The sequence below is a fragment of the Holdemanella porci genome, assembly GCF_019052655.1.
Classification (GTDB): domain Bacteria; phylum Bacillota_I; class Bacilli_A; order Erysipelotrichales; family Erysipelotrichaceae; genus Holdemanella; species Holdemanella hominis.
The window spans coordinates 1-15,839 of the sequence record NZ_JAHQVB010000012.1 but is presented as its reverse complement, the minus strand read 5'-3'; the positions used below and the strand labels follow the sequence as shown (position 1 = coordinate 15,839).

General features: G+C 31.0%; 14 protein-coding genes. All 14 read left to right on the top strand.

All coding sequences use genetic code 11. The features are described 5' to 3' along the window. The first annotated feature begins 11 nt into the window (after nt 1–11). The 14 genes from KTQ83_RS03820 to rfbD all read left to right on the top strand — a co-directional run bounded on the left by KTQ83_RS03820 (nt 12) and on the right by rfbD (nt 15,688). Nucleotides 12–2,486, top strand: a complete 2,475-nt coding sequence (locus KTQ83_RS03820) for a glycosyltransferase family 2 protein (RefSeq protein ID WP_217256243.1) — start codon at nt 12–14, stop codon at nt 2,484–2,486. 121 nt (nt 2,487–2,607) lie between these two features. Continuing rightward, nucleotides 2,608–3,291 carry a glycosyltransferase family 2 protein gene (locus KTQ83_RS03815; RefSeq protein ID WP_117924437.1) on the top strand — a complete coding sequence of 228 codons (684 nt, stop codon included), beginning with the start codon at nt 2,608–2,610 and terminating at the stop codon, nt 3,289–3,291. 3 nt (nt 3,292–3,294) lie between these two features. Further along, nucleotides 3,295–3,645: a DUF2304 domain-containing protein gene (locus KTQ83_RS03810; RefSeq protein WP_117924439.1), complete on the top strand. Its 351-nt coding sequence runs from the start codon at nt 3,295–3,297 to the stop codon at nt 3,643–3,645. After that, complete coding sequence (locus KTQ83_RS03805; RefSeq protein WP_217256244.1) at nt 3,642–5,603, top strand: DUF6077 domain-containing protein; 1,962 nt, start codon at nt 3,642–3,644, stop codon at nt 5,601–5,603. Before KTQ83_RS03810 ends, KTQ83_RS03805 begins: the two co-directional genes overlap by 4 nt. Nucleotides 5,604–5,607: 4 nt before the next feature. Further along, complete coding sequence (locus KTQ83_RS03800; protein ID WP_217256245.1) at nt 5,608–6,765, top strand: MerR family transcriptional regulator; 1,158 nt, start codon at nt 5,608–5,610, stop codon at nt 6,763–6,765. Further along, nucleotides 6,762–7,679, top strand: coding sequence for a glycosyltransferase (locus tag KTQ83_RS03795; RefSeq protein WP_244975759.1), 918 nt, complete (start codon nt 6,762–6,764; stop codon nt 7,677–7,679). The genes KTQ83_RS03800 and KTQ83_RS03795 overlap by 4 nt, the downstream gene beginning before the upstream one ends. A gap of 20 nt (nt 7,680–7,699) precedes the next feature. Then, nucleotides 7,700–9,208, top strand: coding sequence for a lipopolysaccharide biosynthesis protein (locus KTQ83_RS03790; protein ID WP_217256246.1), 1,509 nt, complete (start codon nt 7,700–7,702; stop codon nt 9,206–9,208). Between the two features lie 4 nt (nt 9,209–9,212). Beyond that, entirely contained in the window at nt 9,213–10,202 is a 990-nt protein-coding gene (locus KTQ83_RS03785) for a glycosyltransferase family 2 protein (RefSeq protein ID WP_217256247.1), read from the top strand. A 66-nt stretch (nt 10,203–10,268) separates the two neighbouring features. Then, nucleotides 10,269–11,147: a glucose-1-phosphate thymidylyltransferase RfbA gene (rfbA, locus tag KTQ83_RS03780; protein WP_217256248.1), complete on the top strand. Its 879-nt coding sequence runs from the start codon at nt 10,269–10,271 to the stop codon at nt 11,145–11,147. Between the two features lie 14 nt (nt 11,148–11,161). Beyond that, nucleotides 11,162–11,734, top strand: a complete 573-nt coding sequence (gene rfbC / locus KTQ83_RS03775) for a dTDP-4-dehydrorhamnose 3,5-epimerase (protein WP_117924449.1) — start codon at nt 11,162–11,164, stop codon at nt 11,732–11,734. Nucleotides 11,735–11,738: 4 nt separating this feature from the next. Continuing rightward, entirely contained in the window at nt 11,739–12,773 is a 1,035-nt protein-coding gene (gene rfbB / locus KTQ83_RS03770; protein WP_117924451.1) for a dTDP-glucose 4,6-dehydratase, read from the top strand. Nucleotides 12,774–12,778: 5 nt separating this feature from the next. After that, on the top strand, nt 12,779–13,633 hold the full coding sequence (locus KTQ83_RS03765) for a beta-1,6-N-acetylglucosaminyltransferase (protein WP_217256249.1): 855 nt from the start codon (nt 12,779–12,781) through the stop codon (nt 13,631–13,633). Between the two features lies 1 nt (nt 13,634). Next, nucleotides 13,635–14,780 (top strand): glycosyltransferase, encoded by a 1,146-nt coding sequence (locus KTQ83_RS03760; RefSeq protein WP_217256250.1) that lies wholly within the window; start codon nt 13,635–13,637, stop codon nt 14,778–14,780. After that, nucleotides 14,777–15,688: a dTDP-4-dehydrorhamnose reductase gene (gene rfbD / locus KTQ83_RS03755; RefSeq protein ID WP_217256251.1), complete on the top strand. Its 912-nt coding sequence runs from the start codon at nt 14,777–14,779 to the stop codon at nt 15,686–15,688. Before KTQ83_RS03760 ends, rfbD begins: the two co-directional genes overlap by 4 nt. Nucleotides 15,689–15,839: the final 151 nt, after the last annotated feature.

The following is a 15,839-nucleotide window of genomic DNA, read 5'->3' as shown; positions in this document are numbered from 1 at the left end:
GTGTTAGTAGTATGGCTTTAAAATATAGCATTGAAAGATTTGAGTTTCATGATTTAAAAACAAAACAGTTCATTACCATTGTCGGCTGGTGCTACCAGGAAGATAATGAAAGTGTGAATTATCGCATTAAACTGGATGGAAAAGAAGTTGATTTCGAGTTATTTCGACCTGGTCGTGAAGACATTATAAATGGCTATGATTTAGGTTTTAAGAATACGCATATTGGATTTCGTTTGATTATCGATTGTAATGAAGAACCTAAATCGATTGAAATCATTGCATATACAGATACATGTAGTGAAAGAATTTTGAATTATGATCAAAGAAAAATTAATAAATACAGAGACAAAAGAGAAATCAACACATATATTGATGAATTTACTTTCAATGAAGAAACAAGGACTTATCAACTAAAAGGTTGGGCTTATTCGTATGCGAAAGATCCAATTGAATATTCTGTCTTTGATTCAAATGGAAAAAAAGTGGATGTTGAATTTCATTCAAAAGGTAGAGTGGATTTATATTCCTTATTCTTTGTGGGTGAAGACCAAATTGATTGTGGATACACTATCAAATGGAAAGGAAATGCGAAAGAAAAGTATAGTTTTGTGTTGAAGACTAAGAATTATCAAAGTAAAGAGATTCTTCAAGAAAAAACGCCAAGTCAAAATGTGCTTTCAAAAGTTCCTAAACTATTTAAAATGTTGAGTTATCAACATTTTAAGAATGGTTTTAGAATTTTAAAGAAAAAAGGTTTTTCCGGTGTTATTGATCGTATTGTTCATGGTTCTAGTAATTGGGCAGAATACGATGAATGGTTTAATGCCACTAAAGTAACGGAAGAAGAATTAGAAAGACAAAGAAATACTAAATTTGAATTTGCTCCAATGATTAGTATTATTGTTGCGACATTTAATACGAAAGAAGAGTACTTAAAAGAAATGATTGATTCTGTACGTAATCAGTCGTATTCAAATTGGCAATTGTGTATTGGTGATGGAAGTACAAATGATTCGGTAGAAAAATATGTGAAAGAACATTATGGGGATGATTCAAGAATCGTATTTAAGAAATTAGAAAAAAACTATGGTATTTCTGGGAATATGAATGGTGCCTTAGAATTAGTTACTGGTGATTATGTGGGCTTATTTGATCACGATGATTTATTGACACCGGATTGTTTATATGAATTTGTAGCTTCTATGCAGGAAGTTCATCATGATTGTGTATATTCGGATGAAGATAAGTTAAATGATAAGACAAAGAAATTTGAAGATCCGCATTTTAAACCAGATTTCAGCATTGATTTATTGTGTTCTCATAACTACATTACACACTTCTTTGTTGTGAACATGGATATTGTTCGTAAAGTTGGTGGAATGCGTAGTGAATATGATGGATCGCAAGATCATGATTTCATCTTTAGATGTGTAGAGCAGGCAAATAGTGTACATCACGTTCCAAAGATTTTGTATCACTGGAGAATGCACCCATTATCAACGGCTATGGATCCAGAAAGTAAGATGTATTGTTACACATCTGGTAAAAAAGCGATTGAATCTCATTTTAAACGTATTGGTATTGATGCGACTGTTGAAATGTTGCCTCGTCCTTTATATGGAATGTATCATTGTAAATATACAGTGAAGGATCATCCATTGGTATCCATTTTGATTCCAAACTACAATCATAAAGATTTATTGAAGGGTTGTATTGAATCGTTAATGAATGTAAACACATATTCAAATATGGAGATTGTGATTGTTGAAAACAATTCGACTGAACAAGAAATATTTGATTACTATAAAGAGCTTGAAGAAACATATTCAAATGTAAAAGTTATTTATTATGAGGGTGATTTTAACTATTCAAAGATCAATAACTATGGTGTAAAATACACGCATGGTGAATATATTTTATTCTTAAATAATGATACGAAAGTTATTGAGCCAGATTCCATTGAAGACATGCTTGGAGTATGTCAAAGAGAAGATGTGGGTGCTGTTGGAGCTAAATTATTGTATGAAGATGATACAGTACAACATTGTGGTGTCGTAGTTGGATATCATGGTTATGCGACAGCTGCATTCTCGTTAATTGATAGAAATGATTTTGGATATATGGGTAGACCTCGTGTTTCGTGGGATGTATCTGCAGTAACAGCTGCTTGTTTAATGACAAAACGAGAAATTTTTGATGAAGTGGGTGGCTTTGATGAAGACTTTAAAGTTGCATGTAATGATGTTGATTTATGTTTAAAAATTAGAAGCTTAAATAAATGGATTGTTGAAGATGTGTTCTCTGTTTGGTATCACTATGAATCGAAATCTAGAGGTTTAGAGGATACACCAGAAAAACAAGCTCGTTTCCAAAGTGAAATTGCTCGTTTCCAAAAGAAATGGCCAGAGATTTTAAAGAATGGAGATCCTTTCCATAACCTTAACTTTGATTTGGATAAAGGTCCATTTACATATCCTAAGGCTTAAAAAAATCATAAAAATATGATATAAATATAAGAGCTAGTTGTTTAACTAGTTCTTTTTCATGAATTTAAAGGAACAGTATATTTTAAAAATTTAAGATTTATATTTTTTTAGGAGGTTCTAAATGCGAACTTTAGTGGTAATTCCAGCCTATAATGAGGCTTTAAATATAGAAAAAACAGTTCAGGATATACAACAAAATGCGCCAGATGTTGATTATGTTGTTGTGAATGATGGTTCGAAAGATAATACTTTAGAAGTTATTCAGAAAAATAATTTTAATCATATTGATGGATTTTGTAACTTAGGATTGTTTGGAGCTGTTCAAACAGGTTTTAAATTAGCCATGAAAGAAAATTATGATGTTGTTATCCAATTTGATGGAGATGGTCAGCACTCAGCTAAATATATTGATGCGATGGTTAAAGAAATTGAATATGGAAATGATATTGTGATTGGTTCTCGTTTTGTGAGCGAGAAGAAACCTTTTACAGCACGTATGATTGGTAGCCGTTTAATCGCATGGGCCATTAAACTTGTAACTGGTAAAAAGGTGATGGATCCAACAAGTGGATTTAGAGCATATGGCAAGGCTTGTATTAAAGATTATGCTTTGGATATGAACAATCCCCCTGAACCAGATACATTGGTTTATATGTATCGTAAGAACAGAAAAATTAAAGAGATTCAAGTTCAAATGTCTGAACGTGAATTTGGAGAATCTTATTTAAATTTAGTAAATACGATCAAATATATGAGTCGAATGATGGTTTCAATCTTTTTGATTCAACCATTTAGAAAGGTGTAGATTATGGGATTAAAATTACAGTTGGTTTTTATCTTTGCGAGTTTAATGACCTTTGTTTTTGTGATTAAAAAGATTCAAAAACATGGATTAAATATTGATGATGCGATTATGTGGATTTTATGGTCTATTCTTCTTCTGATTATTAGTGTATTCCCTCAAATTCCAACGTGGATTTCAAAACAATTGGGATTTATGTCCACAAGTAATTTCATCTTTTGTGTATTTATCTTTTTCTTATACATTATGTTGTTTACGCAAACTGCACAAATTTCTAAATTAAAAGAAAAACAAAAAGATTTGATTCAAAAATTGAGTATTAAAGAATATGAAAGTAACAAGGAGAAAGGCGAATGAATTTAGTTTTGAGTGTTGTGTTTTATGTCTGTCTTTCTTTTCAGTATTATTTGTTAGGGAATGAATGCTTAGATTTATTTGGTTATAATAAGAATACTAGAACAATTCTAATTTCAGGATTTTTATCTACTTTCTTTTTAACGTTTATTATTGGATTTGTATGTCAGGTTCTTCATTTATCCTGGACACTATACTTTATATTACAATCTATTTTATTTGTCGTTGTAGATGGATACTTGTTATTTAAGAATAGAAAAAATATATTTTGTAGACACGAAATTAAATTACAACGTATTTTGAAGAATAATTGGGTTTTAATTTTATTTGCAGGTGTATTTATATCTTTTTCTATCGCAAACCAATTGCCATATTACGATTTAAATTATGATGATGTTTATTATATAGGTAAGGTTATTAATCATGTGGGCACTCCACATTTAATGAATGAGGATTATTTTAATGGTTCTTTAGTTCATATTAATGGACTTGATTTAATTCGTGTTATCAATACATATGAATTGAGTTATTCTTATTTTGGGACACTCTTCCACATTTATTTACCTTATTTTTGTAGGGTGACTATGTCATTGCACAATTATGTATTATTTGGAATTGTATACAAACAATTGGCATCGCTTTTTGTAAAAGAAAAATATTCACAATATGCCATTGTTCCGTTCTTTTATTTTCTGATTCCAGCTGGTTTTCTACAAACAGGAATCTATGAATGTATAAGAGTTTATTCATACGATTTATGGCAGTTTCAAACTGCAGCATTTTATGGTGGATCTATTGTTAGAATGATGGCAGTGCCTATTCTGATTATTTATTCTTTACCATTAGTAGAAAAAATGGAATTCAAGAAGATTCTATATATTGTTTTAATGTCTATTTCCATGATTTCGTTTTCAACAATATATGTTCAAGTTGTTGTTTTATTTTTCATTGCGGCAATAACGATTAAATGTGTATATTGTTTTGTTGAGGCATTTAAAGCGAAAGAAACAAAATGGATGATAGTTTCTATTCTAGGAATTCTAGTTGTTGTTGTTTTTTTGCTTGCAACAAGATATTTAAATATAAACACAGAAGAATTTGTATACAACGTAACTCGTTATCATGGCTTTCAACAAGAATGGTATGATCATGACTCATTGCTAAAGTATGGTTTTGTTGTTTTTGCATTAATATTTGTATTATCTAAGAATTCGCAATCTAGAAGTATTGTTGGTATGGTATCGGTTTTATATGTTTTAGTATGGAAAGAAATATTTACTGTATTATTAACAATTACATCTTTTAATTATTTCTTTGTTACAATGAGAACAGTCTCATCTATACAATACTTAATTTTGTTCTTTTTGGGTATCTGTGCCTTGCGCATATATGAGTCGATCTTTAAGAAGATGTATTTTATACCAAATCTAGCGGCGGTAGGATTGGTTATGTTGGTTTGTGTCTTTTTCCGTCATAATGTAAATGAAATGGTAAAATATAATTTTCTTAGTTCTGGCATAAGTGCAGCTGGATGGAATTTTTCAAGAGTATTTGATATGAACACAAAAATGATTCCAGATATTTTTGTCGAAGTCGGAGATTATTTTAACACTTTACCATATGATAATTATAAGATGTATACTTGTCATAATTTTAATACAGATGGTGGTATGGGCACATCGGATGGTGGCTTTGAGATGTCTACAAATCGTTTGCATGTTTCAAACAGTGATGGATTTAAAAAATTAAATGATAAAGATTTTTCAAAATTAAATTCGTTTTGTATGTCAGGGGATTTAACATATACAGAAGTACATGATATTTTGAAGAAAGAAAATATTCAATATATTTTGGTATTTAATAAAAATGCAGCGGACATATTGGAATGTGATGGAGATAGTTTAGTACTATCAAATGAACAAAATCTAAATCCTTATTATTTATTAAAGGTAAATTATTAATATTATGAACTACTACAAGACAGGGCAATTCGCAAAACTAGCGAATGTGAGTGAAAGAACAATTCGATATTATGACAAAATAGGGTTATTAAAACCCTCTTTTGTTATGGAAAATGGATATCGTCAATATAGTGATTTGGATTTATTAAAGTTACAGAAGATTTTATCTTTAAAACATTTGGGGTTTAGTATTGAAGAAATCTTTCCTATGGTTATGGATAATACGAATCTAAAGGAGAGTTTTGATTTACAGATTGATTTGATTGAAGATAAGATTAGTCATTTACAGTCTTTAAAGGATGCTTTAAAAAGAGCAAGTCAAACGCCGGATTTGAGTTGGAATATGATTCTATCTTTAGTTCAACTATCGAATGAGGAAACGAATATTATTGAACAATATAAGAATGCGAAGAACTTAAATGATCGTATATCACTACATGAGAAGTATTCTACAAATAAGCAGGGGTGGTTTAATTGGTTATTCAATCAAATTGATTTTAGTAAAGTCAATCGATTGTTAGAACTTGGTTGTGGTAATGGTAAGTTATGGCAAGAAAACAAGATTGATTTAAGAAATCGAGAAATCTTCTTATCGGATATTAGTGAAGGTATGGTTGAAGAGGTCAGAAATAAATTGGGTTCTGATTTTAACTGTATTGTAGCGGATGCTGAAAAGATTCCATTCAAAGACTCTTACTTTGACTCTATTATTGCCAATCATGTTTTATTCTATTTAAATGATTTAAATCTTGGTTTAAAAGAAATAGATAGAGTACTAAAAAGTGATGGAATCCTTTATTGTAGTACATATGGTAAGAACCATATGAAAGAAATCACGGAAATCGTACAAAACTTTGATTCTAGAATTAATCTATCAAACCATAGTTTGTATGATATTTTTGGATTAGAGAATGGTGAAGATATATTAAGTAAATATTTTTCAAATATTCAACGAATGGATTATCAAGATTCACTAGCAATAACAGCATCAAAACCTTTGATTGACTATATTATGTCTTGTCATGGGAATCAAAATGAAATATTAGGACCTAGACTCAATGAATTTAAAGAATATATTGAAGAATTGCTAGAGAATAATGGTAAAATAGTAGTGACAAAAGAAGCTGGACTATTTGTTTGTAGAAAGAGGGTGATTCAATGATATCTGTAATTATGTCTACATATAAAGAAGATGAGAGATTACTTCGTGAATCCATTGAATCAATATTAAATCAGACGTATAGAGATTTTGAATATATTATTATATTGGATTACCCGGATAATGATGTTCATAAAAGCGTAATAGAAGAATATGCTTTAAAAGATGATCGAATTCATTTTTATATCAACGAAAAGAATATGGGGCTTACAGATTCGTTAAATCGTGGCCTTTCCTTGTGTCATGGTGAATATATAGCTCGTATGGATGCAGATGATATTAGTTTACCGGATCGTTTAGAAAGACAAATGAAATACTTAGAAAAGAATCATTATGATTTAATTGGTGGAATTACAGAGATGATCAATGAAAATGGTTCTTTGTTATATAGCATAAAGAGTGTTCCTACAGATCCTAAAAAAATTAATAAGGCATTGCGTTATAGTCAATGTATTGCGCATCCTACTTGGTTAGGAAGAAAAGAAGTTTTTGAAAAAAATGCTGGATATCGTCATATGCCTTTATGTGAAGATTATGATTTTACTTTAAGAGCTGTATTAAATGGTTTTGTGGTTTCAAACTTAAATGAGGCTGTTCTTAAGTATCGTATGACTTCAAATTCAATTTCTAGAAGTAACTTGTTTGAGCAATACTTGTATATGTCTTATATCACGAATGAATATAAGAATAAGGGTATTGCTTCAGTTGATAAGGCATATGCGTATGTGCAACAACATCTAAATGAGAAGGATTCATATAAGTATTTAAAGGCGAATGTGATCTTTAATCGTATGTTGCAGGAAATGTCAGATAAACAATTCTTACCTTTTATTAAGGATGGTTTTTGTTTGTTGTTTAGTTCTAAATATTATTTAAATAAAATATATCGATTTGTGATGTTGAGTTTAAATAGCTGATTTATTGAAAAGAGGTAACTATGAGATTTAAAAAGGCTTTAAAAAATCTAATATTCAATGTCTTACAGCAAGTCGTTAATATTATTGTAAATTTTATTATGCCACCTATTTTAGTATCTACTTTTGGCTCTACTTTAAATGGATTGGTATCTACAATTCGTCAAATTATGCAATATGTACAGTTGACGGGTGCAGGTATTGCGCAGGCGAGTACGTTTGCGATGTATAAACCAATTGCTGACAAAGATTATGAATCTTTAAACGGTATATATAATGCAACTCGAAACATGTTTACTCGAGCAGGGAATGTGTTTTCTGCCATCACATTATTAGTTGCGATTATATATCCTTTGACAGTTCGTAATCAGGTGGATTATTCGGTTGCGTTCGCATTAGTATTGGTGATTGGTATTAGTGGTGCATCAGAATTTTATTTGTGTGGTAAATACAACGCTTTATTGTCGGCTAATCAAGAAAACTATGTTGTTGCGATTGCGCAAACCATTGGTTCTTTGACAAATTTGATTTTGTTAATTGTTTTAGTTCGTTTAAAACAAAATGTAGTAGTTGCAGAATTAGGGATGAGTGCAGTATATCTATGTAGAATAGTTATTTTAACAGTATACGCAAAAAGAAAATATAAATATTTAGATTTAACAGTGGCTCCAACATTTGAAAAAATTTCACAAAGAAACGATGCAATTGTTCACCAAGTTTCTACACTGGTAGTCATGGGAAGCTCGACTTTAATTGTAAGTTTAATTCTAGGCTTAAAAGAAGCCAGTGTGTTTGCGGTATATTTGATTGTTTTCCAGGGAATCAATACAATTTGTTCCATTATTTCAACGGCAATCTACGCCTCATTTGGAGAGGTTATCGCCAAAGGACAAAGAGATATTTTAATTCGTACTTTTAATATTTATGAGTTTGTGTACTACATAGTTATTACGATTTTATTTTCTTGTACATATTTGTTGATTATGCCTTTTATTGAAATCTATACAGTCAATATGACGGATATCAATTACATTTATCCAACACTTGCTAAATTGTTTATTTTAGTTGGCATTGCCAATAATATAAGAATTCCAACATCTACCATTGTTACAAGTGCTGGTCATTTTAAAGAAACAAAATGGAGAGCAGTACTTGAAATGACATTAAATGTAGTAGGACAGTTTGTGTTTGGTAAAATGTTTGGATTGAATGGTATTCTTTTAGGTTGTGTTTTATCATTCTCATATCGTACGTTTGATTTTATAATCTATGCACATAAACATATCTTAAAAACATCGAGTTTAAGTACGTTTAAGAAATTATTTCTTAATTTAGTCGCAAGCATTGTAGTTGTATTCCTTCTACAACAAGTAATGGAGCCAAACATTTATAATTACTTAACGTGGATCAAATATGGAGTTATCTATTTTGCGGTAATTAGTGTGTTTGTGTTATTGGTGAATGTATTGTTTGATCGAAAGACATTTAATTCAACATTCAATGTTGTAAAAAGTCTTTTTATAAAGGGGTAAAAGAATGGAAACAGATATTTTACTTTCAATTGTTATACCGGTTTATAATGTTCAGAATTATATTGGTAAATGTTTAAACTCACTTAAAACATTAGATGGCAGAATTGAAATACTAGTTGTAGATGATGGTAGTCCTGATGATTCCTGTGAAGTAATAAAAAATTATGTAAAGGATAATTCAAATGTTCATTACATAAAAAAAGAAAATGGTGGTGTTAGTTCGGCACGTAATTTAGGTATAGCTCTATCAAAAGGAAAATATATTACTTTTGTGGATGGCGATGACTTTGTGGACGAGCAATATCTACCCAAGATAATGGAGTATATTCAAACTTTAGATTTTGATTTATTATGTTTCAATTATTGTTTAACTTATGATAATCATGAGACTAGATTAAATGATTTAAAAGATGAAATAGTAAACTTGTGTGATAATGCTGGATTTACATGGTATATCAGACAGAACATGGATGAAAAAATCAAACAGTTTTGTTTGAATAAAGTCTATAAGACAGATCTTTTAAAGGAGAATAAGATTGAATTTCCAGTAGGACAAAGTGTGGGAGAGGATTTCTTATTTAATATTGAGTATTTACAGTATTGTAAAAAAGTAGTGTATAAATCGGATTGTTTATATCATTATTACCAAAGACAAACTTCTGTAATGAGAACGTATAATAAAAAATATACGGATCATATTTTAAATTATGAGGCAAATCTAAAAAGAATTGCTTCAAAATCAAATTATACAATATCGCAAAATGACATTTTGTATTTATATTTAAAGTGTTGGTTTGGTGTAATCAACCAGGAAACACAGAATCCAAATTCAGAAGATGGATTGAATCGTGTCAAAATGTTTATGAATCAATCTGGATTAAAGAATATTAAAATACATTATTCTGACTTAGTTTCTAAATATAAGGTATATAAATGTTTGGTTAAATTTCATTTAACTATACCTATTTATAAACTTTTAAAGAAAAGAGCTTGACCCTAACGTTGCGTTAGGGTTTATTTTATATGTGTGATATAATTGATTTAATTATGGAGGTCTATTATGAAAGGTATTATTTTAGCTGGTGGTAGTGGTACTCGTTTGTATCCTTTAACTAAGGTAACTAGTAAGCAATTACTTCCTATTTATGACAAGCCAATGATTTATTATCCTATGTCTATTTTAATGCAGGCTGGGATTCGTGAGATTTTAATTATTTCAACTCCTGACGATACACCTCGTTTTCAAGAGTTATTGGGGGATGGTCATCAGTTTGGTATTGAGCTTTCTTATAAGGTTCAGCCAAGTCCAGATGGACTTGCTCAAGCGTTTATCTTGGGTGAGGAGTTTATTGGTAATGATAGTTGTGCGATGATTTTGGGTGATAATATTTTCCATGGTCATGGTTTGACCAAGCGTCTTCGTGCGGCTGCTGAAAATGAAGTTGGGGCAACAGTATTTGGTTATTATGTAGAGGATCCTGAAAGATTTGGTGTTGTAGAATTTGATTCTGAGGGTAAGGCGATTAGTCTTGAAGAAAAACCTTTACATCCTAAGTCAAATTATGCGGTTACTGGACTATATTTCTATGATAATAAAGTGGTTGAGTATGCGAAGAATTTAAAGCCGAGTGCTCGTGGGGAATTGGAAATCACAGATTTGAACCGTATTTATTTAGAGAATGGTGAATTGAATGTCACTTTACTTGGTGATGGATTTACTTGGTTGGATACGGGTACACATGAGTCTTTGGTTGATGCGACAAATTTTGTGAAGACGATTGAGGAACACCAGCATCGTAAGATTGCGTGTCTTGAAGAGATTGCGTATGACAATGGTTGGATTGGTGATGAGGAATTGGCATCTACTTATGAAATTTATAAGAAGAATCAGTATGGTGCTTATTTGAAGAAGATCATGGATCGTAAGTATATTAAGTAATTGGGGGTATAGCGATGAAGGTAACGGAAACAAAGATTCCTGGCGTATTGATTATTGATACGGATGTATTTGGTGATCATAGAGGGTATTTTACGGAGACGTATTCTAAGCCTAAATATGAGAAGATGGGTATTACCGTCGATTTTGTACAGGACAATATGTCTTTTAGTGCGCAGAAGGGTACGCTTCGTGGTTTGCACTGGCAAAATCCGCCTTATGCACAGAGTAAATTGGTTTCTTGTACGAAGGGTACAGTGATTGATGTGGCTGTGGATATTCGTAAGGGTAGTCCTACATTTGGTCAATGGGTAAGTGTTGAGTTGAGTGAAGAGAATCATAGACAGTTCTTTATTCCTCAGGGATTTGCGCATGGATTCTTAACTTTAACAGATAATGTTGAATTTAGATATAAAGTCGATAATGTATACAACAAGGAATCTGAGGGTGGTATGCGTTATGATGATCCGACTTGTAATGTAGATTGGGGTTCATTATTAAATGGTATTGAGCCTGTATTGAGTGAAAAAGATCAGATTGGTCCTACTTTAGAGGAATCGAATAATCAATTTGTATATGAAGGAGAATAAAAGAATGAAAATTTTAGTAACGGGTGGTGCTGGTTTCATTGGTGGAAACTTTGTACATTATATGGTAAATAAATATCCTGAGGATATGATTGTGAACTTGGATAAATTGACGTATGCAGGTAACTTAGAGACTTGTAAGCCTGTAGAAGATAAGCCTAACTATAAGTTTATCAAGGGTGATATTGCAGACAGAGAGTTTATTTTTGACTTGTTTGAAAAAGAAAAATTTGATGTAGTAGTTAACTTTGCGGCTGAAAGTCATGTTGACCGTAGTATTGAAGATCCTGAAATCTTTGTTAAGACAAATGTAATGGGAACAACTACATTATTAGATGCTTGTGTTAAGTATGGTATTCAAAGATATCACCAAGTATCTACTGACGAAGTATATGGTGATTTACCATTAGACCGTCCTGACTTGTTCTTTACTGAAAACACTCCACTTCACACTTCAAGTCCTTATTCAAGTGCGAAGGCAAGTGCTGACTTGTTTGTACTTGCATACCACAGAACGTATGGTTTGCCAGTAACAATTAGTCGTTGTTCAAATAACTATGGTCCTTATCATTTCCCAGAAAAATTAATTCCATTAATTATTTCTCGTGCATTAAATGATGAAACAATTCCAGTATATGGAACAGGTGAAAACGTACGTGACTGGCTACATGTATATGATCACTGTGTAGCTATTGATTTAATTGTTCGTAAGGGACGTGTTGGTGAAGTTTATAATGTAGGTGGCCACAACGAAAGAACAAACTTAGAAGTTGTGAAGACTGTATTACATGCATTAAACAAACCTGAAAGCTTAATTACGTATGTAACAGATAGAAAAGGTCATGACATGCGTTATGCGATTGATCCTACGAAGTTGGAAACAGAACTTGGATGGAAACCAAAATATACATTTGATACAGGTATTCCAATGACAATCCAATGGTATTTAGACAATAAAGAATGGTGGGAAAACATCATTAGTGGTGAATACCAAAACTATTTTGAAAAGATGTATGTAGAAAAAGGAAGAGCTAAGGAATAATCTTTATGTTAAGACATGCTTTTATAATGAGCGTGCATACAAATATGGAGCAGTTACAAGTCTTAGTAACTGCTCTTCATTTTGGAGATGTTTATATTCATGTTGATAAAAAACAAGAAGCTTTATACCAAAATCTAAAAGAAACGTATAAAAACAATCCCAATGTATTCTTGGTTTCTGATAGAGTGAGTGTAAACTGGTCTGGTTTTAGTCAAGTTCAAGCAACGCTTAAATTGTTAGAATTGGTTGAATCGACTAAAAGAAAGTATGATTATATTCATTTTATAAGTGGACAGGATTTACCTTTAATGTCACATGCACAAATGGATGCGTATATTAAAAGTAAGGGTATAGGTAAACAATTTGTAGAAGTAAACGATATAGATAGCTATAAATGGAGATTAACACAATATTCTTTCTTTAGAGAAAATCCAAATAATCGAAAAAAATTGTATCGATTGACTGACATAGTTCTTCGTTTAATTCAAATGCCTTTTATTCGAAGAAAAAATTTTAAAGGCTTTGAATTGTATAAAGGTTCTTCATGGTTTAGTATTACTTATGATTGTATGAAATATATCTTATCGTACATTAATGAGAATGATTACTGTTCTAAATTTAAATATACGGCATGCCCAGATGAACATTTCTTTCAAGTACTCTTGATGAATTCAAAGTATAAAGATAAAGTATTAAAATATAATTCAAGATACATTGTCTTTGAAGGTTTGAATGCCAGTCCAAAAACATTAGGTGTTGAGGATATGGAGTGTTTTATGAATGGGCAATATATGTTTGCACGTAAATTTGATATGAATAAAGATAGACAAGTAATTAGTAAAGTATTAGATAGGGGTTAAAATGAAAAACATCTATATTGTTTTTGATAAATTACATTCAAATGAAGCTGGTGGACTTGTCTCAGCATATGCATCATTAATACAATTATTAAAAGATGACTATACAATTAAGGTTATTAGTATCATTAATTCTAATCTTACTAGACATGATATGTTTTCGGATTGTGAAATCGTAAATGTTTCAAAACACGATTTCTTTCCTAGGATGGAAATTATATCAGATAGTTTGAAAAGTTTTAAGTTGCTTTTATTGTTGAAAGAGTTATTTAAATTGTTATGTTATTTCTGTTATATACCCATATCACGTATTAAAATGAGAAATATATTCTCTTCAGATGATATTATTATCGTGTCTTCTCCTGCAGCAGGAATGTTCATGAGTTCAAAGAATCGATTTATATTGGAAATACATACAAAGTTTGAGTATTTTTGGGGAACTAATAAATTAGGAAGACTTCAAAGTAAATTGATGTCAAAACCATACATCACTGTTTTTAGAACAAAGTCTGATATGGAAAAGGCAAGTAAATATTTTAACTCTACATATTCTTATAACTTTATTAATAAAGAACTTTTCAATGATACGGTAAGTATTGGTGAAAAGATAAGAAAACATAAAATTATCTATATGGGACGATTTGGAAAAGAAAAGAATCTTCCGAAAATGATTGAGTGTGCAAAGCAATTGAAGAAACAGATTCCTGATTTTACTCTCGATATGTATGGTACAGGGGTTTTAGTAGATGATATTGCAAGATTAATTGAAGATAATGCCTTAAGTGAAAATGTTCATTTATGCGGCTTTTGCAATGATAAAAATATTTTCGATAACTATTCTTTATTATGGCTTACCTCAGATTTTGAAGGAATGAGTATGACAATTATTGAAGCTAAGGCAAAAGGTGTACCTACCATTTCAACAAACTGGGGCGATGGAGTCTTTGAAGTGATTCATGATGAAGAAGATGGTTTTGTAGAAAACACGGTTGAAGATATTGTGGATCGAACGGTTGAATTAATGAATGATAAAGAATTGTTAATAAACATTTCAAAAAATGCACTTAAAAACTTTGACGAGTTTAGTAAAGAAAATGCATATAAGAGATGGATTGAATTGTTGAAAAGATTTGAAGGAGAATTAGAATGAAAGTTTTTGTGACAGGTGTGGCTGGACAATTAGGTCATGATGTAATGAATGAATTGGCTTCTAGAGGATATGTTGGAGTAGGTACAGACTTAGCAGAAAGCTATAGTGGAATACAAGATGGTTCTTATGTAACTACGGCTGAATATGTATCTTTGGATATCACAAATTCAGAAGCTGTAATGAATACAATTAAATGTGTTAATCCAGATGTAGTTGTACACTGTGCAGCATGGACGGCTGTAGACTTGGCCGAAGATGAAGATAAACAGGCTAAGGTTAAAGCTATCAATGTGGATGGTACACAAAATATTGCGAATGCATGTAAAGAAGTCGATGCGAAGATGGTCTATATTTCAACAGACTATGTGTTCGATGGACAAGGAACTAAGCCTTGGCAACCGGATTGTAAGGATTATAAACCATTGAATGTATATGGTCAGACTAAGCTAGGTGGAGAATTAGCTGTTTCAAATACGTTATCTAAATATTTCATTGTTCGTATTGCGTGGGTATTTGGAAAGAATGGAAATAACTTCATTAAAACGATGTTAAATGTGGGAAAAAAATTTGATACATTACGAGTTGTAAATGATCAAATTGGTACGCCAACCTATACATTTGATTTAGCACGATTATTAGTTGATATGTTTGAAACCGATAAATATGGCTATTATCATGCAACAAATGAAGGCGGATATATCAGCTGGTATGATTTTGCGTGTGAAATCTTTAAACAAGCTGGATATACTACAAAAGTAAATCCTGTAACAACAGAAGAATATGGTTTATCAAAGGCGGCTCGTCCATTTAATTCTCGTTTAGATAAATCTAAACTTGTAGAAAATGGATTTAAACCATTACCTACTTGGCAGGATGCACTAGCCAGATATTTAAAAGAACTTGCTTAATATACATATGTATATTGAGCTTTTATTTTTCATTGAATGGATTAGTAACGTTTGATAATTGTAACGCTTCCACTATCGGTATAAAATAGGACCTAGGGAGCTAACTATATAAAATTCAAGTATTTTTTATGAAAAAGTTTGAAAATACAAA